Raw genomic sequence first — 21,921 nt, 5'->3', positions numbered from 1 at the left:
ATTTGAACGATTCTGTTCATCAATTCCGGTTTTTGTGCTTGTGCGGTGAATCCGGGGCAATTTTTTTCGGATAGTGGTTATGTTGATATGCCCAGTAAACCAGAGCAGCGCCGGCGACTATCATCGGCAGCGATAACCATTGTCCCATGCTGATTCCCAGCGTCATAATGCCAAGGAAGCCATCATCCGGTTCGCGGAAAAACTCACAGAACGAACGAAAGACACCATAGCCGATCATGAATACGCCGGAGACAGCACCCAGTGGTCTTCGTTTGGCTGAATAAAGCCAGACCAGCGCGAAAAGTGCCAGTCCTTCCAGTGCAAATTCATATAACTGGGATGGGTGGCGTGGCAGAGTGTCCATATACGGAAAAATCATCCCCCAGGGCACATCCGTCGGGCGCCCCCATAATTCACCATTGATGAAATTGCCGATACGTCCCGCTCCCAGTCCAAGCGGAACCAATGGTGCGATAAAATCAGTGACGGCCAGCCATGGCAGTTTGTATTTGCGTGCCAGCCATGCCATGGCGGTAATAACACCGAGAAATCCACCATGGAAAGACATTCCGCCTTGCCAGATGGCAAATATCTCCAGCGGATGCTGCAGATAATAAGCCGGTTCATAAAACAGGATATGACCCAGGCGCCCGCCCAGAATGACACCCAATACTCCGTAGAACAACGCATCATCCAGTATCTCCCGGGTAAATACGCCGCCAGGCTGATGCCGGATACGATAACGCCCCAGCACAATGAACAGAAAAAAACCAAGCAGATACATTAACCCGTACCAGCGGACAGCAAGCGGACCAATGGAAAGTGCGACAGGGTCGAATTGTGGATGAACAAACATGGGTGGCAGCCTGACTTACGGTAAAATGTGCATTATACGGCAACACCTGCTGACTACAGCATACAGCAATCTCGCCCAGCAATCGTTACCTTGCTTGACCCATATTCATTACATCCATCTATGAGGGAATATATATATGTCAGATAATCGACGCAGCCAGGCTATCACCCGGGGTGCGAAACGCGCTCCCAATCGTGCCATGTTACGTGCGGTTGGATTCGGTGATGGAGATTTCGATAAGCCCATTGTTGGCATTGCCAATGGCTTTTCTACTATCACACCCTGCAACATGGGATTGGATGGCCTTGCCAAATGCGCCGAACACGCACTGAAAAATGCGGGTGCCATGCCGCAGATGTTTGGCACGATTACAGTATCAGATGGTATTTCCATGGGCACTGAAGGCATGAAATATTCACTGGTTTCGCGCGAAGTGATTGCCGATTCCATTGAAACCTGTGTGCAGGCAGAAAGCATGGATGGCATCATCGCCATTGGCGGCTGTGATAAAAACATGCCGGGCGCCCTGATTGCGCTGGCGAGATTGAATGTACCGTCTGTTTTCGTTTATGGTGGCACCATCAAACCCGGGCATTACCAGGGGCGTGATCTGACGATTGTCAGCGCTTTTGAAGCTGTCGGGCAGCATACCGCACATAAGATTGATGATCAGGAGTTGCTGGAAGTTGAACGCCATGCCTGCCCGGGCGCTGGCTCCTGCGGCGGGATGTACACCGCCAATACTATGTCCTCGGCGATTGAGGCGATGGGTATGAGTCTGCCTCATTCCTCCACCATGGCAGCAGAAGATGAGGAAAAACGGATCAGTGCAGCGCGCTCTGCTGAAGTACTGGTGGAGGCGATCAGAAAACAAATTCTGCCACGCAGCCTGATCACCCGCCGGTCGCTTGAAAACGCAGTGACAGTTGTCATGGCAGTAGGAGGCTCAACCAATGCAGTATTGCATTTGCTGGCGATTGCGCATGCAGCAGAAGTGGATTTTCATATTGATGATTTCGAGGCCATTCGTGCGCGTGTGCCGGTATTGTGTGATCTGAAACCTTCCGGGCGCTACGTCGCCACTGATCTGCACAGAGCGGGGGGTATCCCGCAGGTGATGAAAATGCTGCTGGTACATGGTTTACTGCATGGCGATTGCCTGACCATCAGCGGACAGACCATTGCCGAAGTATTGAAAGACATTCCCGAACAACCGCGTGCAGATCAGAACGTCATTCGGACCTGGGACAATCCTGTCTATGAACAGGGTCATCTGGCAATTCTGAAGGGCAATCTTTCACCGGAAGGTGCGGTGGCCAAGATCTCCGGTGTAAAAAACCCCAGCATTACCGGGCCTGCCAGAGTGTTTGAGTCTGAAGAAACTTGCATGTCCGCTATTCTTGATCGAAAAATAAAACCGGGCGATGTGGTCGTGATTCGCTATGAAGGTCCGCAAGGTGGGCCGGGCATGCGCGAAATGCTTTCGCCCACCTCGGCATTGATTGGTGAGGGATTGGGTGATTCAGTCGGGCTGATTACCGATGGCCGTTTTTCTGGCGGCACCTACGGAATGGTGGTCGGCCATGTGGCGCCGGAAGCGTTTGTCGGTGGAATAATTGCTCTGGTAGAGGAAGGGGATTCAATCACGATTGATGCCCATCGCCGCCTGTTGCAATTGAATGTATCCGAAGCCGAACTGGAACGTCGCCGGGCAGCCTGGCATCCGCCTGCGCCGCGTTATACCCGCGGTGTGCTGGCGAAATACGCCAAACTGGTTTCAACTGCCAGCCGCGGTGCAGTTACCGACTGATTCTGATTAATCTGAGTGATCATCCAATGCCTAACTATCTTGCCGGAGAAACCAGCCCTTACTTGTTGCAGCATGCAGAAAATCCGGTGGACTGGTATCCATGGGGGAAAGAGGCATTGGCAATTGCACAGACACAGAACAAGCCGATCTTGCTCTCCATTGGCTATTCTGCCTGTCACTGGTGCCATGTCATGGCACACGAATCGTTTGAAGATGCTGAAGTGGCGGCGGTAATGAACGCGCATTTCGTGAATATCAAGGTTGATCGCGAGGAACGCCCCGATATTGACCAGATTTACCAGAGTGCGCATTACGCACTGAATCATCGTTCGGGTGGCTGGCCGCTCACTATGTTCCTGACTCCTGCACAAACGCCTTTCTTTGGCGGCACCTATTTTCCGAAAGAAGCCCGTTATGGCATGCCGGGTTTTCTGGAGCTGTTGCCAAAGGTGGCGGCTGCCTATCACACCCGTGCTGCAGATATCGAGCAGCAGAATACGGCACTTCTAAAGCTGCTTGCTCAATCGCTGCCCACATCCGGAACCGATACTTCTGTGCTTTCCCGGCAATTGATCGAGCATGCCCAAGAACAGCTGAATCGCCAGTTTGATGAAGTGTATGGCGGCTTTGGTGATGCACCCAAGTTCCTTCACCCGGCTGAATTGCAGTTCTGCCTGCAGCGTTATGTTGCTGATAATGATACTCGAGCCCTGCATATCCTGACGCATACATTGGAAAAGATGGCGCAAGGCGGCCTGTATGACCAATTGGGCGGGGGCTTCTGTCGCTACAGCACAGATCGTTTCTGGCGAATTCCGCATTTCGAGAAGATGCTGTACGACAACGCATTATTATTGCCACTCTATGCGGAAGCCTGGCTGATAACTGATAATCCGCTTTTCAAACGGATTGTTGAAGAAACAGCAGCCTGGGTCATGCGGGAAATGCATGCCGGCACCCCGGAAGGAGGCTATTATTCCTCACTGGATGCAGATTCAGAGCATGAAGAAGGCAAATTCTACGTCTGGGATCGGCAGGCCGTTGCGGCAATCCTGACAGTAGAAGAATATCAGGTGACGGCAGCGTATTACGGTCTCGATCGTCCACCCAATTTTGAAGATCGCTATTGGCATCTTGAAGTTACTCAATCCATTGAGGCGGTAGCAGCACGCAATCACATCAGCCAGGAAACTGCGCAGCAACGCATCGAGAGTGCCCGCAGAAAACTGCTGAACGAACGTGAACAGCGTATTCGTCCGGGGCGCGACGAAAAAATCCTGACGAGCTGGAATGCGCTGATGATCAAGGGCATGGCGCGTGCCGGACAGATTTTTGAGCGAGAGGAGTGGATCAGCTCAGCCATGCAGGCGATGGATTTTATCCGTCATACCCTGTGGCGGGAGGGCCGTCTGCTGGCAACCTGCAAAGACGGCAAGGCACATCTGAACGCTTATCTGGATGACCACGCATTTCTGCTGGACAGCCTGCTGACGTTATTGCAGATCGATTTTCGGCAGACGGATCTCGATTTTGCCATCACCCTGGCCGATGTGCTGCTCACCTGCTTTGAAGATGAGGCATCTGGTGGATTCTTCTTCACCAGTCATGATCATGAAATGCTGATTCACCGGCCTAAAACAGGTTATGACGGCGCGATTCCTGCCGGAAACGGTATTGCCGCCATTGCTTTGCAGCGCTTGGGTTATCTGTTGAACGAGCCACGCTATCTCGAATCCGCCAAACGTACACTGGATGTCTTTTCCGATGCATTGTCACACCAGGCTGGTTCGCATTGCAGCATGCTGATTGCACTGGAGGAATTTCTGGAACCAACCAAAACGGTAGTTCTTCATGGTAATAACCGATCAGAGCTGCAAACCTGGCTGAAAGCACTGGTTCCCTGTTCACTGGATATGGTAGCGGTTGCACTGTCTCCCGAACTTTCAGGACTGCCTGACGGCCTTAAAGGACGCTCTGTCCCGGATGGAAAAATCAGTGTTCGGGTGTGTGAGGGCAGACGTTGTCTTCCGGAGATTCATTCACTGGATGAACTGCTGCAAATCTGCAGGGTTCACGGTAGAATGCACTCCCTTAATCGTTCATAAAAGGAAAAAATTGATGAAAACAGCTTGGTTAGGTGTGTTTGCCGCTTCGGCACTGTTGGCGGTCAGCTCTGTGCAGGCAAGTCCTGAGTTGGCAGCACAAAAAAATTGTGTCGCTTGTCATCAGATGGATGCCAAACTTGTTGGTCCTTCGTTTAAAGAGGTTGCGACCAAATATGCTGGCAAGGATGATGAAATTGGCTACTTGGCAAGCAAGATAAAAGGAGGAAGTACTGGTGTATGGGGGCAGATTCCAATGCCACCAAACGTCAATGTGAATGATGATGATGCCAAGGCTTTGGCAGAATGGATCTCCTCACTCAAATGATCTGATTATCAGGGCATAATTTGAGCCGATACCGGAAACTGTATCGGCTTTTTTGTTTTCCGGCTTTGCCAATCCTGGATTTTTGATTCTGTTTCTGTCAGGCATACACCAATTATTCGAAGCTGGACGGAAATGGAAAGGCTGTTTTATTTGACAATACGGTGGGGTTTCAATACATTTTTTGGGTTTTTAATTATCTGATGGCTATGCTGACGGTTTTCCTTGATTTTGGCTCTGTTACACGCGGTGATATTGATCGGGCGATGCTGGAGCAGGCCGTGTCTCCCTGGGTCTACCATGACAACACGCTTCCGGAACAGGTTGCAGAGCGGATCAGGGATGCTGAAATCATTGTCAGTAATAAAACACCATTGGATCGAGCCGCTATATTTTCAGCAAACCGGCTAAAACTGATTTGTATCGCGGCAACGGGTTACAACAACGTTGATCTTGCTGCCGCCGCTGAACGCAATATCCCGGTATGCAATGTACGCAACTATGCCACTGGCTCCGTTGCTCAACATACGCTTATGTTCATGCTGAATTTTGCCTGCCGGTTCGTGGAATACCAACAATTGATTAAACGAGGAGGGTGGCAGGCCAGCCCTTATTTTTGCCCACTGGATTTCGGAATCACGGAACTGGCCGGCAAGACACTCGGTGTTATCGGATACGGGGAACTGGGTAGCGCGGTGGCAAACATTGCCCAGGCATTCGGGATGAAGTTGCTGATCGCCGAGCACAAATCTGTTTCGGCTATTCGGCCTGGACGAGCAGCATTTGATGAGGTCATTTGCCAGGCAGATTTCATTACCCTGCACTGCCCGTTATCGGAAGACACCCGCCATTTAATTGGCAACCGGGAACTGAATCTGATGAAGCCTTCAGCATACCTGATCAATACTGCCAGAAGCGGCCTGATCGATGAAGACGATTTGTTGCAGGCGCTTTATTCCAACCGTATTGCTGGTGCAGCCATTGATGTCCTGAAGGAAGAACCGCCGGTCAATGGTAACCCGCTGCTGGATTACCCTCATCCGAATTTGCTGATCACACCCCATTCCGCCTGGGCCAGTGTGGAATCCAGACAACGCATGCTCAATCTGCTGGCAGACAACATACGCAATTTCCTGCAGAACAAGCCTTTTAATCAGATCAGAGATGCATTGACCTGATACCCGTTATTTTTCCAGAAAAAGAATCTAGCGGGCTCTGGAATGCCTTTCTGTTCCAGCCTGTTTTTGTATCCATTTGACAAATCACCCGATCCTCATTATTTTCGCGTTCCGTAAGCCCAGGATCAGCCTGGTCATCCGAAAGCCTTAAAGGAAAACTGATTATGGTCAGCCCTTTTTGCCAGCATCGCCGTATCCTGGTGGCCAGTCTGGTTGGAACTACCATTGAGTTTTACGATTTTTATATTTATGCCACAGCTGCAGCGCTGGTATTCGGTCCTTTGTTCTTTCCTGCAGAATCTTCATCTGCACAATTGATGCTGTCATTTCTGAGCTTTGGGCTCGCCTTCCTCGCACGACCGTTTGGCGCAATTTTGTTTGGTCATTTTGGTGACCGTATCGGGAGGAAATCGACGCTGGTCGCTTCATTGCTGCTGATGGGCATATCAACTCTGCTGATCGCGTTCTTGCCTACCTATGCGACAGCTGGCTGGATAGCCCCGCTGTTATTGTGCATCCTGCGTTTTGGCCAGGGACTGGGACTGGGTGGAGAGTGGGGGGGTGCGGCCTTACTGGCTGTCGAATATGCGCCTCTAGGGTGGCGAGCCCGGTTTGGCATGGTGCCTCAGTTGGGCGCTCCGATTGGATTCGTTGCGGCGAATGGGTTGTTTTTGCTGATTGGGATGCATTTAAGTGATACGGAGTTTGCGGCATGGGGATGGCGGATCCCGTTCCTTGCCAGCAGCATTCTGATCGCACTTGGCTTATGGGTACGGCTGAAGATCAACGAAACCCCCGAATTTACCCGGGCACTGGCACAGGATCCACCGAGCCCGGTTCCTGTCGGCGAGTTGATACGCAAGCACACTACCATTACTTTTGCCGGAACGTTTACGGTGGTTGCCTGTTTTGCCATTTTTTATCTTTCAACCGCTTTTGCACTCGCTCATGGCACTACGACGCTGGGATACGATCGTGAGCAGTTTCTCATCACCCAGCTGGCCGCTATACCATTTCTCGCCGCCGGCATCATTGTTGCGGGAATACAATCTGACAAAAGCGGTGCAAATCAGGTACTGGTCCGAGGTTGCGCAGCTACAATCGGCCTTGGTTTGATATTTGGGCCGATTCTCGGCTTGGGGTCTCTATGGCTGATCTGGGTGGTGCTTGCACTTGCGCTGTTTATAATGGGTTTTGTGTACGGTCCCCTGGGTGCCTGGTTGCCATCTCTTTTTCCTGCGCGAATACGCTACACAGGCGTATCCGTTGCATTCAATGCCGGAGGTATCCTGGGTGGCGCGCTCGCTCCTCTTGCCGCGCAAGCGCTCAACGATGCAGGGGGTACATCATTTGTTGGCCTTTATCTGACGATAGCCGGGATATTCAGCCTGGCGGGACTGCAGCTGGCACGGCATCTGATGATGGAGGACAGGAAACAAGTTGATTTGTTGGCGAAATAGTGCAGGTACATGCATAAATTCAACATTTCACAATCTTGTTTCTTCCCATACTATATGAGGCCATCTGTCATTCAATAGGAATCTTATGGATCAGCCTATCAAGAAATACAAAAGCAGTAATGATTTACCTATTGGAAGTCAAAAGCTTTTTGATTCGGGTGAAAAAGATAGTTTCGATTTATCCAGAGACTGGTTTTCTTTGTTAGAAACTACAGTGATTCGTCAAACGAAAGAGGTCTGTATTTTCACTCTGGAAACAGAAGGTGTTATACAAGGTATCTGGCCAACCATATTGCACAAAAACGGGAAGTTCAGTCCTAGACAAATCGATGGTTTTACTTGTTTTTATTCTTCGCTTTACCGGCCTCTGATTTCTTCCAGTCTGTCAATTGAAGATCTGGCTGGTTACTTAAAAAAAATGCTATCGGATACCCGGGTTGATGTACTGCGCTTTGACATTATGGATCCTGCTCAGTCTGGTTTTAATCTTCATGAGCAAGCTTTTAAAAAAATCGGTTTTAAAACTGACCGATTTTTCTGTTGGGGAAATTGGTATTTGCCTGTGAACAATCGTTCTTTTTCAGACTACCTCCAAGGACTTTCTTCCCGGGTAAGAAACACCTTGGAACGGCGAAAGAAAAAATTCCTGGCGGGTGGTCGCGGGAAACTGGAGATTCTGACAACACATGACAAGCTTCCCATTGCAATCGATGCCTGGGAAAAAATTTACAACGCAAGCTGGAAAATACCAGAGCCTTATCCAGAATTTATCCCTGCTCTAATCAGCCTTTGCGCAAGCAGAGGTTGGTTGCGTCTAGGCATAGCATATTATGATGAAGAGCCGATTGCTGCCCAGCTTTGGATAGTAAATCATGGCCGGGCAGCGATTTATAAATTGGCGTATGACGAGAAATTTGCCAAATTTTCGCCTGGTACGATTCTGACTGCGCACCTGATGCAACACGCTATTGATGTGGACAAGGTCCATGAAGTTGACTACCTTACTGGAGACGATGCTTACAAAAAAGACTGGATGAGTCATCGGCGTGAGCGTTTTGGATTAGTTGCCTATAACCCTGGATCTTTTTGGGGACTGATTTGTATGTCTAGGCACCTTGCAGGAAAAATCAGAAAAAGGGTGATGCATCGATCGAAATAACCTTGCTTCAACTGCAAGCATTTTTTCTCTTGTTAATCATCTGAAAACATCGTTATCGAATAATAATCAGGTGGCATTCTTAATCACCTGAGCACTTCTCTTTATTCCTGTAGAGAAAGTTCCAAAAATTATCAATGAGACAACTGCTGCTCGATATTACTGAAATTGGTCCGCCGTCCCTGGATAACTTTATTCCCGAAGGAAATGAGGAGTTACTGTATACGTTGAAGAATCTGGTGACTGGTAGCCGACAGGATCGTTTTTATTATTTGTGGGGAAAAGCAGGCAGTGGTAAAAGCCATTTACTTCATGCAGTAATCAATACCTTTTTACAACAAAAACTGAACGCGCGCTACATTGACTGCAGTCGGGCAGATAAACCGGATTTTAATTCGGATGTGGACTGCCTGTCGGTTGATAATATCGAACGACTGGATAATAACGAACAGATTGAACTGTTCAATCTTTACAATCATTTTCGCGAAAGTGGGTCTGGAATATTTCTGGCAGGTGGCACTCAGCCGCCCGCACAACTTGATTTGCGTCCGGATCTGGCCACTCGCCTGGGTTGGGGGCTGGTATATCAAGTACGTGAATTGGCGGATGAAAAAAAAATCGCGGTCATGCAGGATTACGCTACCCGTCGCGGATTTGAGCTGCCGCTGGAAATTTGCCATTATTTACTGAAACATGAGCGGCGAGATTTATCTTTCCTTATCAGGCTGATCCACGCCCTGGATCAGCACTCGCTGGCCAGACAGCGTCCCATCACACTTCCCTTGTTGCGTGAGCTGTTATAATCACGCACCAGCTATGGGTGACTGTCGGCTTCAGCGAATCATGTTTGCGTCGTGAAACGACCCTGAAACGTACTTTGTGCCTGAGTTCATCCGGCTTTATCTCGTCATTATTTTCCAATTCTGAAGTTCCGTATCATGAGACTGGCATTATTTGATCTGGATAACACACTCCTGGCTGGCGACAGCGATTTTCAGTGGGCGCAATTTCTTATCGAGCAAAACGTTCTGGATCGGGAAGTCTACGAAGTCCGCAATGTTGAATTTTATGAGCAATATAAAGCGGGCACACTCGATATTCATGAATTTCTGAATTTTCAGCTCAAACCTTTGACCCGCCATCCCCGCAAACAATTAAATGAATGGCGCAACATCTTCATCGAACAAAGAATTGCACCATTGATTGCCCCTAGCACGCGCGAGCTGATCGCCGGGCATCAGGCTGAAAAGGATTTGTGCATTATCATTACCGCTACCAACAGCTTTGTAACCGCACCCATTGCCCGCATGTTGGGTGTTGATCATCTGATTGCCACCGAACCAGAGCTGGAAAATGGTGAGTTTACCGGCCGCGTAACCGGTATCCCCTCGTTCCGGGAAGGTAAAATAACTCGCCTGGAACAATGGCTGGATGCACATAACCTCACCTGGCTTTCTTTTTTGCAAAGCTGGTTTTATAGTGATTCGCTCAATGATTTGCCGCTCCTCAAAAAAGTAACACACCCTGTTGCAGTGGATCCGGACGCTACACTTCATGAACATGCGCAAAAAAACGGCTGGCGCATTATCAGCCTGCGCCAGTAGTATTTCGAGTTGGACAATTTACAATTTTTAATGAGGAAAACATAAGATGAAACATATTTCCATAGCATTCCTGGCGCCGGCAATTCTGTGCTTTTTATTTGCATTCAATGCGCAGGCTGCCGATAGCTATCCTGAAAAGGCGGGGGAAAAGCTGGCAACAGGCGTTGCCAACATTGTTACCGGTGTAGGCGAAATTCCCAAGAACATGATGATTTCCAGCCAAAAAAAAGGAACAGTCTATGGTGTAACAGCGGGATTTTTTGTTGGTATTGTTCAAACAGTGGGGCGAACATTAAGCGGCGTGTTTGATGTCGTTACTTTTGTAATTCCCACCACATCCCTCGCTCAACCGACTTATATCTGGGATGATTTCAACCGGGAAACCACTTACTCAGCCTGGCGTATGCGCTGATGGTATTAAGTTTGACACTGGTTATTCCTGTTGGAATGCGTTCTGTCAGGCAAAAACACGTGAAGTCAAGTCAGAAAATGCAGCGGGTTCCGATATAATATCGGTTTTGTGAAGGATCGGCAGCATGCGACTCATACAAAAAGCACTCACCTTCGATGATGTATTACTGGTTCCCGCTCATTCCGAAGTTCTACCCAGGGATGTTGATCTCACTACACAGCTGACGCGCACTCTCCGGATCAGAATTCCGGTGGTTTCAGCTGCGATGGATACCGTTACTGAAGCGCGACTTGCCATTGCGATCGCACAGGAAGGCGGAATTGGCATTATCCACAAAAATATGCCGATCAGCGCTCAGGCTGCGCAGGTAGCGCAAGTGAAACGCTTTGAAAGCGGGATTGTCACTGATCCAATCGTGGTTTCTCCGGACATGACTGTTAGCAACGTTCTGGAGCTGATCCGGCAGCACAACATATCCGGCTTGCCCGTGGTAAAGGGTAAAAAGGTTGTGGGAATTGTTACCAACCGCGATCTGCGATTTGAAACCAACCTTGATCAGCCAGTCAAAAATATCATGACCCCGAAGAAACGCCTGGTGACCGTCAGGGAAGGCATTTCTCAGGAAGAGGCATTGGCTTTGCTGCACAAACACAGGCTTGAGAAAGCACTGATCGTTGATGAAAACTTCGAGCTGCGCGGGATGATTACCGTCAAGGATATCACCCGAACTACCGAGCACCCCTATGCCAGCAAGGATGAACGTGAACGTCTATACGTGGGCGCTGCAATCGGAGTGGGGGAAGGCAGCGATGAACGTGCTGCCGCTCTGGTGGAAGCCGGGGTGGATGTAATTGTCGTGGACACGGCACATGGACATTCACAGGGTGTACTGGAACGTGTGTACTGGGTCAGGAAAAATTTTCCTGAAATTCAGGTTATTGCTGGTAATGTCGCCACTGCTGCGGGCGCTAAGGCACTGGTGGATCATGGTGTTGATGCGGTCAAGGTCGGAATCGGCCCAGGTTCGATTTGTACCACACGCGTGGTTGCTGGCGTTGGCGTTCCACAGATTTCAGCCATTGATAATGTTGCCACTGCGCTGCAAGGCTCAGGTGTGCCGGTTATTGCGGATGGCGGCATCCGTTATTCAGGCGATATTGCCAAAGCTATTGCTGCGGGAGCGAGCGCGGTTATGTTGGGCGGTTTGCTGGCCGGAACGGAAGAATCCCCTGGCGAAGTCGAACTGCTCAAGGGGAGAGCTTATAAAAGTTATCGTGGCATGGGTTCATTATCTGCCATGCAACAAGGATCAAGCGACCGTTATTTTCAGGAAGCCGAGCGCCATGAAGCAGACAAGCTGGTGCCTGAAGGTGTGGAAGGGCGCGTTCCTTACAAAGGTGTTCTTGCCAACGTCATCCATCAGCTGACAGGCGGTGTCCGCTCCAGCATGGGGTATCTGGGATGCCATACCATCAGTGAAATGCATGAAAAAGCTGAGTTTATCGAAATCACGTCTGCCGGTATCCGGGAATCCCATGTGCATGACGTTCAGATCACCAAAGAAGCTCCCAATTATCACGTTGAATAATCCTCTTTTACTGATATGCATTCAGCTATTCTTATCCTGGATTTTGGATCGCAATACACGCGCCTGATTGCCCGGCGCATCCGGGAAACCAGTGTTTATTGTGAACTTCACCCTTTTGATGTTGGTTCGCAATTCATTCGGGAATTTGCTCCTGCCGGCATTATTCTCTCTGGTGGACCGGCCTCCATTTTTACCGAGAGTGCTCCACGCGTACCCCAGATTGTGTTTGAGCTGGGTGTTCCAGTGCTTGGCATATGTTACGGGATGCAGGCCATGGCAGCTCAACTCGGCGGGGAGGTGGAAGATGCGAAAACACGGGAATTCGGCTATGCGGAGTTGCTTACAGAACCGTGCAGACTGTTGCAGGATATCAAGGATCGCATCAGCTCGGATGGCAAACCCGCTCTTGATGTATGGATGAGTCACGGTGATCGGGTTAACAAACTGCCATCCGGTTTCACTGCCGTTGCCTCCAATGCGGCTACTCCCTTTGCAGCTATGGCTGATGAAACGCGCCGGTTCTATGGCGTCCAGTTCCACCCTGAAGTGACTCACACCCTCCAGGGTAAGGCAATCCTTGATCGTTTCGTTCACGATATCTGCGGTGCCGGCTACGACTGGAACATGCCGGATTACGTAGAAGAGGCCATTGGCCGGATACGTGCCCGTGTTGGCAGCGATCAGGTTATCCTGGGATTATCCGGAGGAGTGGATTCCTCAGTGGCTGCTGCATTGATTCACCGTGCCATAGGCGATCAACTGGTATGTGTCTTTGTAGACAATGGCCTGCTTCGTCTGAATGAAGCCAAGCAAACCATGGAAACCTTCAGCCGGAATCTTGCAGTCAATGTCATCTACGTTGATGCAGGCAGACAGTTCCTGGAACAACTGAAAGGAATCAGCGATCCAGAGCAGAAACGCCGCACCATCGGCCGTGAATTTGTGGAAATCTTTCAGCAGGAGGCCGCAAAAATTGAAAATGTCAAATGGCTTGCACAAGGCACCATTTATCCGGATGTTATAGAGTCCGCTGGCAGCCACACAAAGAAATCAGGATTGATCAAATCGCATCATAACGTCGGTGGTCTGCCAGAAACACTTCGCCTCAAGCTGCTGGAACCATTGCGTGAACTGTTCAAGGATGAAGTACGGGAGCTTGGCTTGGCGTTGGGACTCCCACGTGACCTGGTGTTCCGTCACCCATTTCCCGGACCGGGGCTGGGTGTTCGTATCCTGGGGGAAGTCAAATACGAGTACACGGAGTTATTGCGTCAGGCTGACGCCATATTTATTGAAGAATTGAAAAATAGCGGGTGGTACGAAAAAACCTCGCAGGCATTTGCCGTTTTTCTGCCAATAAAATCAGTCGGCGTTATGGGAGATAGCCGCAGTTATGAGTATGTCATTGCGTTGCGTGCCGTTCAGACTGAAGACTTCATGACTGCACACTGGGCGGAATTGCCTTACACTCTGCTTGCCAGAATTTCCAGTCGCATCATTAACGAAATTCGCGGCATTAATCGCGTGGTTTACGACATCTCGGGCAAGCCCCCAGCAACAATCGAGTGGGAATGATCCTGCGTCTGGCACGGCCAGGCATCTGAAGGCATAAAAAGCCGCTAAGCCCGCGTAATTGCGGGCTTTTTTGTGTTTGTGTCTGGCACGATCTGGCAACGGGAGGAAGCGCCAAGCACCGTTTGAACATGGCATTAAAGCTGGTACTATCGACTGACGATGCCATGATGGAAGCCGATACCATGCAGCTCTTTTTTATGTTCTCATGGTATTGATTTTTATTAAGTTGTTGTTCTATATAGAAGAAACACCATAAATGTGACGTTTTTTCAGCATGGTATCGAAAACGAAGAAGGACAAGGTACATGCTGACCGATACCAAGCTGCGCAATCTCAAGCCCAGGGACAAGCTCTACAAGGGGAATGACCGGGATGGTCTGTATGTGGCCATCACGGCTGCTGATGCTGTCTCGTTCCGCTACAACTACTCGCTAACGGGCGGCAGGAGACCATTACTTTTGGTCGCTACGGCGTCGGCGGCATCACCCTGGCAGAAGCCCGAGAGCAGTTAGGTGACGCCAGGAAGATGGTTGCGGCGGGCAAGTCACCGGCCAAGGAGAAGGCTCGCGATAAGGCGCGGGTGAAAGATGCAGAGACGTTTGGTGCCTGGGCGGAGAAATGGCTGCGTGGCTACCAGATGGCCGACTCCACCCGCGACATGCGCCGGTCTGTCTACGAACGCGAACTGAAGCCAAAATTCAGCAATCAGAAGCTGGCCGAGATCACTCACGAGGACTTGCGAGCGCTAACCGACGCCATCGTCGAGCGAGGCGCACCGGCCACCGCCGTTCATGCACGCGAAATCGTGCTTCAAGTTTTTCGCTGGGCCATCGAGCGCGGGCAAAAGGTAGAAAACCCGGCGGAGCTGGTGCGGCCAACCAGCATCGCCCGATTCGAGCCACGCGACCGAGCGTTGACGCCTGACGAAATTGCACTGATGTACCAGTACATGGAGCGGGTGGGTACAAGCCCAACAAATCGTGCGGCGGCCAAGCTGCTTTTGCTGACGATGGTGCGCAAAAGCGAGCTGACCAATGCGACCTGGAGCGAGATCAATTTCAGCGAAGCGCTGTGGACAATTCCGAAGGAGCGGATGAAGCGCCGTAACCCGCACCTGGTATTCCTGTCCCGGCAGGCGCTGGATATTTTCATTGCCCTGAGAACCTTTGCCGGTGGTTCTGATTTTGTGCTGCCATCACGGTACGACTCTGATGCACCGATGAGCGTTGCCACCATCAACCAGGTGCTGACGCTGACTTATAAAGCAGCGCAGAAAGATGGCAAGTCCCTTGCCAAGTTCGGGCCGCATGATCTGCGGCGTACAGCCAGCACGCTGTTGCATGAGGCGGGCTACAACACCGACTGGATTGAGAAGTGCTTGGCGCATGAGCAGAAGAGTGTCAGGGCCGTCTACAACAAGGCTGAATACCGCGAGCAGCGCGCCGCAATGTTGCAGGATTGGGCGGATATGATTGATGAATGGACTGTTGGGAGTCGTTGAAATTTTTGGCTTGATCGAACATATATGTTGTCCCCAGTCGACTAGCCACAGATGAGTCTCAAAGACAGGCCTCGTATCGAGATGTATAGAGGCAGGAAAAACCTACTTGTAATAGGAAAGAAATGCAGTTCATAGAAAATGGTCCTGATATCCCCGAGGCTTTATTGCAAGCACAAGAGGAGGGGCGCGTCGTGTTTTTCTGTGGCGCGGGCATTTCCTATCCCGCTGGCCTACCGGGTTTCAGGGGATTGGTAGAGCAGATCTATCGGCTCAACGGGACGGCGCTTTCGGACATTGAACGCAGGGCCTTCGAACGAGAGCAATTCGATGCCACGCTCGATCTGCTTGAGCGGCGTCTGCCGGGCCAACGTATGGCCGTCCGCCGCACACTGGTGCAGGCCTTGAAGCCGAAGCTCCGCCGCAAGGGTGCTATCGATACACACTCGGCGCTGTTGTGCCTGGCTCGCAGCCGCGAGGGTGCACTACGGCTGGTCACCACCAACTTCGACCGCATTTTTCACGTGGCGGCCAAACGCACGGGCCAAACGTTCCAGGACCACGCGGCCCCGATGCTGCCGATTCCAAAGAATAGCCGCTGGAACGGGCTGGTCTATCTACACGGCTTGTTACCTGAAAAGATAGACGACACAGCCCTGAACCGCCTGGTAGTCACCAGTGGTGATTTTGGGTTGGCGTATCTGACCGAACGTTGGGCGGCACGCTTTGTGAGTGAGCTGTTCCGCAATTATGTGGTCTGCTTTGTGGGCTACAGCATCAACGATCCTGTGCTGCGCTACATGATGGATGCGCTGGCGGCTGACCGGATGCTGGGCGAAGTCACTCTTCAGGCCTGGGCACTGGGTGATTGTGAACCGGGGCAAGAATATCGGAAAACCATCGAATGGAAAGCCAAGGGTGTCGCTCCCATTCTCTACAGCGTACCTGCTGGTAGCCATGGCCATTCCGCGCTGCACCAGACTCTGCACGCTTGGGCAGAAACCTATCGTGATGGCGTGCAGGGCAAAGAAGCAATTGTTGTTAAGCACGCCCTGACGCGCCCACAGGAGAGCACGCAGCAGGACGATTTCGTCGGGCGGATGCTTTGGGCCTTGTCGGACAAATCGGGCCTACCCGCGAAACGCTTCGCCGATTTTAATCCAGCCCCTTCACTAGACTGGCTGCTGGAACCCTTTGCGCATGAGCATTTTGGACACGGCGATCTGTCTCGCTTCGGTGTGCCGCCTCGTGACGAAGTGGATACCAAGCTGCGCTTCAGCCTGATTCGGCGGCCTGCGTCCTATGACCGTGCGCCGCCGATGTTGCTTGCCTTCGGCGGCATCACTGGCAGTCAGTGGGATGATGTAATGTTTCATCTGGCTCGATGGCTGGTGCGCCATCTGGATGACCCCAGACTGATCATCTGGATTGCAGAACGGGGCGGGCAGTTACATGATCGTTGGCCGTGGTTGATCGAACACGAGCTGGATCGCTTTGCTTCATTGGAGCGTGAGGGGAAAACTTCCGAGCTCAATGAAATCCGCTTGCACGCACCCATGGCCATTCCTAGCACATCGATGCGTACTTTGTGGCGCCTTCTGCTTAGTGGTCGGATTAAATCATCGTGGCGCGACTCCGATTTGTATCGCTGGAAAGGACGCCTTAAGCGGGAAGGGTTGAGCACTACATTACGCTTGGAGTTGCGAGAGTTACTTGCACCCAAGGTTGTCTTGAAGAAGCCATTTCGCTGGGATGGCGACGACTTAGGCAGCGCTGACGAGCCTACACGGATCAAGCAGCTGGTGGACTGGGAACTCGCGCTGGCCGCTGATCACGTGCATTCCGCTCTGCGTGATTTGGCTGACGAGCGCTGGCCGTCGGTCCTACCAGAACTACTGGATGATTTTCAACTGTTGTTGCGTGATGCGCTGGACCTGCTGCGTGAGTTGGGCGAGGCTGACGATTACAGAGACCGATCACACTGGGATCTACCGTCCATCACCCCTCACTGGCAAAACCGGGCGTTCCGAGATTGGGTGAGCCTAATCGAATTGCTGCGCGATGCATGGTTGTCGGTCCGTGCTAACGACAGTGCGCGTGCGACGCGCATCGCGCAGAATTGGTTTGAACTGCCGTACCCCACTTTCAAGCGTCTGGCCCTGTTTGCTGCCAGCAAGGATGGTTGCATCCCCTCAGGGCAGTGGGTGAGTTGGCTGTTGGCCGATGACGCGTGGTGGTTGTGGTCCACAGATACGGGACGGGAGGTGTTCAGGCTGTTCGTCCTGCAAGGGCAACATTTGGCGGTAGCCGAACAGCAACGTCTAGAGGCAGCCATTTTGGTTGGCCCGCCGCGTGAGATGTACAGAGATGATCTGGAGGATAATCGGTGGCAAGACTTGGTGGCTCGTTCTGTCTGGCTGCATCTGGCCAAGCTAAATACGTCGGGCTTGATCCTGGGGGCAACGGCTGCGGCGCGTTTGGCGGAAATTACGAGTGCCTACCCACAATGGCCATTGGAGACTAACGAGCGCGACGAGTTCTCACACTGGATGAGTGGCACCGGCGATCCGGATTACGAGGATAGCCGAGACGTCGATATTGCTCCCCGCAAGCGGCAGGAACTGGTGCAGTGGCTCACCAAATCTACGCCGGAGCGGCGTCCTTTCTACGAAGATACGTGGCGCGAAGTTTGCCGCACACGCTTCTTTCACAGCTTGTCCGCGTTGTGCGATCTGGCACAGGATGACGTGTGGCCCGCTAGCCGATGGCGCGAAGCTCTGCAGGCTTGGGCTGAAGAAGGCATGGCGTTGCGCTCCTGGCAATACGCCGCGCCATTGGTGCAGACCATGCCCGATGCTGTCCTTCAGGAGATTGACCACGCTGTTACCTGGTGGCTCGAATCCGCATCCAAGTCGATTAGCCGCCACGAAGACATCCTGCTGAGTTTATGCCGTCGTGTGCTGGTATTGCAGCTAGAAGCGGACTTAGATTTCCGGATCACTCGTAAGGGCATTGAAACCTATGACCCTGTTGGCTCTGCAATTAACCACCCCATTAGGCATGTCACGCAAGCCCTGATTAATCTTTGGTTCAAGCGGAATCCGAATGACAACGATTTGCTTCCGGCTGAATTGAAGCCAATTTTCACAGCACTGTGCGACGCGCAGATAGATCGATTCCGCCATGGTCGGGTGTTGTTAGGTTCGCGGCTGATCGCTTTTTTTCGTGTGGATCGCATATGGACCGAACAATACCTTTTACCGTTGTTCGATTGGAATAACCCCATTGAAGCAAAAGCCGTTTGGGAAGGTTTCCTTTGGTCGCCGCGCCTGTATCAGCCGTTGTTGATAGCCTTCAAGCCGCAGTTCTTAGATAGCGCAAACCACTATGCCGATCTTGGCGAGCACCGACAGCAGTTTGCGGCTTTTCTGACCTACGCGGCGTTGGGTCCAACCGACGGATACACCGTTGAGGAGTTCCGCGCTGCGATTGGCTCGCTTCCACAAGAGGGTCTGGAGGAGTCTGCGCAGGCACTGTCCCAGGCGCTTGAAGGAGCGGGGGATCAACGTGAGGATTACTGGAAAAACCGTGTCGAGCCGTTCTGGCAAAAAATCTGGCCCAAGTCTCGTGACTTAGTGACTTCGCGAATCGCAGAGTCTTTGACCCGGTTAGCTATAGCTGCTGGAGATATGTTTCCAGAGGCAGTGACTTCTGTGCGGGACTGGTTACAACCAGTTGAACACCCTTACTATGTCGTGCACTTGTTGTGCGAATCAGGGCTGTGCACACGATTTCCAATGGACGCATTGTTATTGTTGGATGCAGTGGTTGCTGACCAACAGTGGGTGCATAGCAAAGTGGGTCAATGCTTGGATGAAGTTACCCAGGCTGCGCCGAACCTTGCGCGAGATGCTAGGTATTTGAGACTGCAGGAGGGTGTTCGGAGGGGTATGTGATTTGCAAAACGATTCCCAGCGTACTGCCTACCTGGGCAGTTTTTTTAGCCGCTAAATTTTCCGAGGTGCTTTACTTCCTTCAGTTGGAGCATTCGGGGCGTCGAGGCCAATGATTTCAGCGCCTTCAATACTGCCTGGCGTTCGATGCCTAGTTTTCGCGCTATCTCCGATTGATTGAGTCCGCTCCACTGGAGTATCAGTATTTGCTTTTTGCGGTCTGATAGCTTCGAGTCCACCATCAAGCGCGCTTGGTTGCGTAGCTCTCCTTTGTCGGCTGGCTGTACGGTTTGACTCAGCATGTGGTGGTAGAAATAGCGATCCACCAGTGGGTCAGGTATTGCACTCAGATTTAGAAACCGCCCTTCATTGCTTCGGCAATCAGGCCGATCGAATGCAGTCGCAGTGCATGGTCATATACGTCTGACACAATCATCAATTCGTCGACGCCCGTTTCGTCGACGAATGCATCCAGCTCGGTACGCACTGTGGCAGCGGAGCCAAACACCGAGCGCGCTAGCATCCGATTGGCCTGCGCCCGTTCAGTCGAAGACCAATAGGTTTCGATATCGTCGATGGCTGGCTTGCTCAGGCCGTGTCGTCTGCTGACGAGATCAGCGAAGGACATCTGCTGCGTCGTCGCGAGTCGCTTGGCTTCGGTGTCGGTGTCAGCGGCGATGACGTTGATGCCAGCCATCGTGTAGGGTTGGTCGAGCTGCGCGGATGGTTTGAAGCGGCTGCGGTAGATTTCCAGTGCGGGCATCAGCATGTCAGGAGCAAAGTGCGACGCGAAGGCGTAGGGCAGACCCAGCTCGGCCGCTAGCGCTGCCCCGAAATTGCTTGATCCCAATATCCACAGCGGTACGTTAGTTCCGGCGGCTGGTACAGCAACGATGCGCTGATCAGGACTGGCAGGAGCAAGAAAGGTTTGAAGCTCCAGTACATCCTGTGGGAATTGTTCTGACGCGGCGGGCGAGCGTCGCATTGCCCGTATTGCGATCTGATCGGTGCCCGGCGCACGGCCAAGCCCAAGGTCGATGCGTCCGGGGTAGAGTCGTTCCAGTGTGCCGAATTGCTCGGCGATGATATAAGGTGCGTGGTTAGGCAACATGATGCCGCCTGCGCCGACGCGAATCGTCCTTGTGCCACCGGCGATATGGGCGATAACAATCGAAGTGGCGGCGCTGGCTATGCCTGCCATATTATGATGTTCGGCCACCCAGATGCGCTTATAGCCATATTGCTCAGCATGGGACGCAAGGTCTCGTGCGTTGTTGAGGGCTGTTCCGGCGTCTGTATCCTGTGTGACGCGAGCCAGTTCGAGAATTGAAAGTGCGATCATTGCGGTGTACTCCTTTGGGCTGAGTGCTTGATGGTGGAGCTACGATCGAATCTGGTGTATGGAAGTAGGGAGCGGTGTAACCTGTTGGTAAAGATCTGTGCAGATATTAGGCCATGGAAAGGAAACACCACAATGACAGATGATAATATTTTAAAGCTGAACGATCCAACTCAAATTGAGTGCAATCAACTTCTGACATTCTGTGCAATTGGCTTCTACACCGGGCAACTCCAATGGCGATTCAGGAGTGGCTTCGAGGTGCGCGTCAGACCGCAGGTTTCGCTGTAATGAAGACACTACTGCGTTACGCAGCTCATTACACAAGCCAAATCGCCTTGCAACTCGTCTTTGCAACGGTGTGGGTGGCCTCTCAGCTGGTCATCCCGTGGTTGATGGCGGATATCATCGATAACGGAATCATGCGCAACGACGTGGTCTACATCGTGCAGCGCGGGCTGCTGATGATCGCAGCCTCGGTCGTGAACGTCGCGAGCCTCTTGACCATGCTCTACTTCCTGACTCGTGTGAGCGCCGGGATTTCGCGCGACCTGCGTGGCGACATCTTCGAGAAGGTCATCGACTGGACGGGGCAGGCGCGCCAGGCCTTCTCCACTTCGACTCTCGTTACGCGCAACGTCAATGACGTGAAGCAGGTTTCGAGCTTCGTCGACATCGCGCTGCGCAAGATTTACACGCTGGCGATCACCATCATCGGCGCGGTCGCGGTTGCGTTCACGCTCGATGCTAGCCTCGCGCTGTTAATCTTCCTGATCGTACCCTTCGTGCTGCTGCTGACGACCATGCTGACCTCGAAGGTGATGCCGCAATACGCCAAGGTCCGCGAAAGCATCGACAGCATCAATCGTCTGTTCCGCCAGAACATGCACGGGATCCGCGTCGTCAAGGCTTTCGGCAAGGCCGAGTACGAGCAGCGCCGGTTCGACGGCGCGGTAGCCGATGCCTACGACGCCACCATCAGGGCAGAGAGTAGCATGCTGCTGCTGTCGCCGCTGGTGCTTCTGTTCGCGAACGTGCTGATATTGGTCATCTTGTGACGCGGCG

16 protein-coding genes and 1 pseudogene are annotated in these 21,921 nt (G+C 52.0%); 14 read left to right on the top strand and 3 right to left on the bottom strand.

What is annotated here, in order from left to right:
* Positions 1-19: 19 nt before the first annotated feature.
* Positions 20-856 (bottom strand): prolipoprotein diacylglyceryl transferase, encoded by an 837-nt coding sequence (gene lgt / locus ABO04_RS06765; RefSeq protein ID WP_160809918.1) that lies wholly within the window; start codon positions 854-856, stop codon positions 20-22.
* 136 nt (positions 857-992) lie between these two features.
* On the opposite strand from lgt, the gene ilvD reads away from it, so the two are divergent.
* The 13 genes and pseudogenes from ilvD (at position 993) to dsr1 (ending at position 19,520) form a co-directional block, all read left to right on the top strand.
* Positions 993-2,666 carry a dihydroxy-acid dehydratase gene (gene ilvD, locus ABO04_RS06760; RefSeq protein ID WP_160809917.1) on the top strand — a complete coding sequence of 558 codons (1,674 nt, stop codon included), beginning with the start codon at positions 993-995 and terminating at the stop codon, positions 2,664-2,666.
* A gap of 26 nt (positions 2,667-2,692) precedes the next feature.
* Positions 2,693-4,771 carry a thioredoxin domain-containing protein gene (locus tag ABO04_RS06755; protein ID WP_160809916.1) on the top strand — a complete coding sequence of 693 codons (2,079 nt, stop codon included), beginning with the start codon at positions 2,693-2,695 and terminating at the stop codon, positions 4,769-4,771.
* A gap of 13 nt (positions 4,772-4,784) precedes the next feature.
* Positions 4,785-5,096, top strand: coding sequence for a c-type cytochrome (locus ABO04_RS06750; RefSeq protein ID WP_160809915.1), 312 nt, complete (start codon positions 4,785-4,787; stop codon positions 5,094-5,096).
* A 200-nt stretch (positions 5,097-5,296) separates the two neighbouring features.
* Positions 5,297-6,271, top strand: coding sequence for a 2-hydroxyacid dehydrogenase (locus tag ABO04_RS06745; RefSeq protein ID WP_240141457.1), 975 nt, complete (start codon positions 5,297-5,299; stop codon positions 6,269-6,271).
* Between the two features lie 164 nt (positions 6,272-6,435).
* Entirely contained in the window at positions 6,436-7,731 is a 1,296-nt protein-coding gene (locus ABO04_RS06740) for an MFS transporter (protein WP_160809914.1), read from the top strand.
* A gap of 85 nt (positions 7,732-7,816) precedes the next feature.
* Entirely contained in the window at positions 7,817-8,890 is a 1,074-nt protein-coding gene (locus ABO04_RS06735; protein WP_160809913.1) for a GNAT family N-acetyltransferase, read from the top strand.
* A 134-nt stretch (positions 8,891-9,024) separates the two neighbouring features.
* Entirely contained in the window at positions 9,025-9,690 is a 666-nt protein-coding gene (hda, locus tag ABO04_RS06730; protein WP_160809912.1) for a DnaA regulatory inactivator Hda, read from the top strand.
* Between the two features lie 135 nt (positions 9,691-9,825).
* Positions 9,826-10,491 (top strand): HAD family hydrolase, encoded by a 666-nt coding sequence (locus ABO04_RS06725; protein WP_160809911.1) that lies wholly within the window; start codon positions 9,826-9,828, stop codon positions 10,489-10,491.
* Between the two features lie 46 nt (positions 10,492-10,537).
* A complete protein-coding gene (locus tag ABO04_RS06720; protein ID WP_160809910.1) occupies positions 10,538-10,903 on the top strand; it encodes an exosortase system-associated protein, TIGR04073 family in 366 nt (121 codons plus the stop codon).
* 124 nt (positions 10,904-11,027) lie between these two features.
* Positions 11,028-12,491, top strand: coding sequence for an IMP dehydrogenase (guaB, locus tag ABO04_RS06715; RefSeq protein ID WP_160809909.1), 1,464 nt, complete (start codon positions 11,028-11,030; stop codon positions 12,489-12,491).
* A 15-nt stretch (positions 12,492-12,506) separates the two neighbouring features.
* The gene (guaA, locus tag ABO04_RS06710; RefSeq protein ID WP_160809908.1) at positions 12,507-14,066 is read left to right on the top strand and encodes a glutamine-hydrolyzing GMP synthase; all 1,560 of its coding nucleotides are present in this window, start codon (positions 12,507-12,509) and stop codon (positions 14,064-14,066) included.
* Positions 14,067-14,371: 305 nt separating this feature from the next.
* Positions 14,372-15,567, top strand: a pseudogene (locus ABO04_RS06705) (tyrosine-type recombinase/integrase).
* A 122-nt stretch (positions 15,568-15,689) separates the two neighbouring features.
* The gene (dsr1, locus tag ABO04_RS06700) at positions 15,690-19,520 is read left to right on the top strand and encodes an anti-phage defense-associated sirtuin Dsr1 (RefSeq protein WP_160809907.1); all 3,831 of its coding nucleotides are present in this window, start codon (positions 15,690-15,692) and stop codon (positions 19,518-19,520) included.
* A gap of 44 nt (positions 19,521-19,564) precedes the next feature.
* On the opposite strand, the gene ABO04_RS06695 is transcribed toward dsr1, so the two are convergent.
* Together ABO04_RS06695 and ABO04_RS06690 are read right to left on the bottom strand one after the other, a co-directional pair.
* Positions 19,565-19,843: a hypothetical protein gene (locus ABO04_RS06695; RefSeq protein ID WP_205012758.1), complete on the bottom strand. Its 279-nt coding sequence runs from the start codon at positions 19,841-19,843 to the stop codon at positions 19,565-19,567.
* Between the two features lie 26 nt (positions 19,844-19,869).
* Positions 19,870-20,859, bottom strand: a complete 990-nt coding sequence (locus tag ABO04_RS06690; protein ID WP_160809906.1) for an LLM class flavin-dependent oxidoreductase — start codon at positions 20,857-20,859, stop codon at positions 19,870-19,872.
* Between the two features lie 287 nt (positions 20,860-21,146).
* Between ABO04_RS06690 and ABO04_RS06685 the strand changes: the two genes are divergently transcribed.
* Positions 21,147-21,914, top strand: coding sequence for an ABC transporter transmembrane domain-containing protein (locus ABO04_RS06685; protein WP_160809905.1), 768 nt, complete (start codon positions 21,147-21,149; stop codon positions 21,912-21,914).
* Positions 21,915-21,921 lie beyond the last annotated feature (7 nt).

Origin of the sequence: Nitrosomonas sp. HPC101, assembly GCF_009833125.1 — a bacterium.
Lineage (GTDB): Bacteria > Pseudomonadota > Gammaproteobacteria > Burkholderiales > Nitrosomonadaceae > Nitrosomonas.
This window is presented reverse-complemented; position numbering and strand designations above follow the sequence as displayed.

What these genes read in the sequence shown, in the direction of transcription:
- lgt (WP_160809918.1), bottom strand. Translation starts at nt 856, where the DNA reads ATGTTTGTTCATCCACAATTCGACCCTGTCGCACTTTCCATTGGTCCG.
- ilvD (WP_160809917.1), top strand. Translation starts at nt 993, where the DNA reads ATGTCAGATAATCGACGCAGCCAGGCTATCACCCGGGGTGCGAAACGC.
- ABO04_RS06755 (WP_160809916.1), top strand. Translation starts at nt 2,693, where the DNA reads ATGCCTAACTATCTTGCCGGAGAAACCAGCCCTTACTTGTTGCAGCAT.
- ABO04_RS06750 (WP_160809915.1), top strand. Translation starts at nt 4,785, where the DNA reads ATGAAAACAGCTTGGTTAGGTGTGTTTGCCGCTTCGGCACTGTTGGCG.
- ABO04_RS06745 (WP_240141457.1), top strand. Translation starts at nt 5,297, where the DNA reads ATGGCTATGCTGACGGTTTTCCTTGATTTTGGCTCTGTTACACGCGGT.
- ABO04_RS06740 (WP_160809914.1), top strand. Translation starts at nt 6,436, where the DNA reads ATGGTCAGCCCTTTTTGCCAGCATCGCCGTATCCTGGTGGCCAGTCTG.
- ABO04_RS06735 (WP_160809913.1), top strand. Translation starts at nt 7,817, where the DNA reads ATGGATCAGCCTATCAAGAAATACAAAAGCAGTAATGATTTACCTATT.
- hda (WP_160809912.1), top strand. Translation starts at nt 9,025, where the DNA reads ATGAGACAACTGCTGCTCGATATTACTGAAATTGGTCCGCCGTCCCTG.
- ABO04_RS06725 (WP_160809911.1), top strand. Translation starts at nt 9,826, where the DNA reads ATGAGACTGGCATTATTTGATCTGGATAACACACTCCTGGCTGGCGAC.
- ABO04_RS06720 (WP_160809910.1), top strand. Translation starts at nt 10,538, where the DNA reads ATGAAACATATTTCCATAGCATTCCTGGCGCCGGCAATTCTGTGCTTT.
- guaB (WP_160809909.1), top strand. Translation starts at nt 11,028, where the DNA reads ATGCGACTCATACAAAAAGCACTCACCTTCGATGATGTATTACTGGTT.
- guaA (WP_160809908.1), top strand. Translation starts at nt 12,507, where the DNA reads ATGCATTCAGCTATTCTTATCCTGGATTTTGGATCGCAATACACGCGC.
- dsr1 (WP_160809907.1), top strand. Translation starts at nt 15,690, where the DNA reads ATGCAGTTCATAGAAAATGGTCCTGATATCCCCGAGGCTTTATTGCAA.
- ABO04_RS06690 (WP_160809906.1), bottom strand. Translation starts at nt 20,859, where the DNA reads ATGATCGCACTTTCAATTCTCGAACTGGCTCGCGTCACACAGGATACA.
- ABO04_RS06685 (WP_160809905.1), top strand. Translation starts at nt 21,147, where the DNA reads ATGAAGACACTACTGCGTTACGCAGCTCATTACACAAGCCAAATCGCC.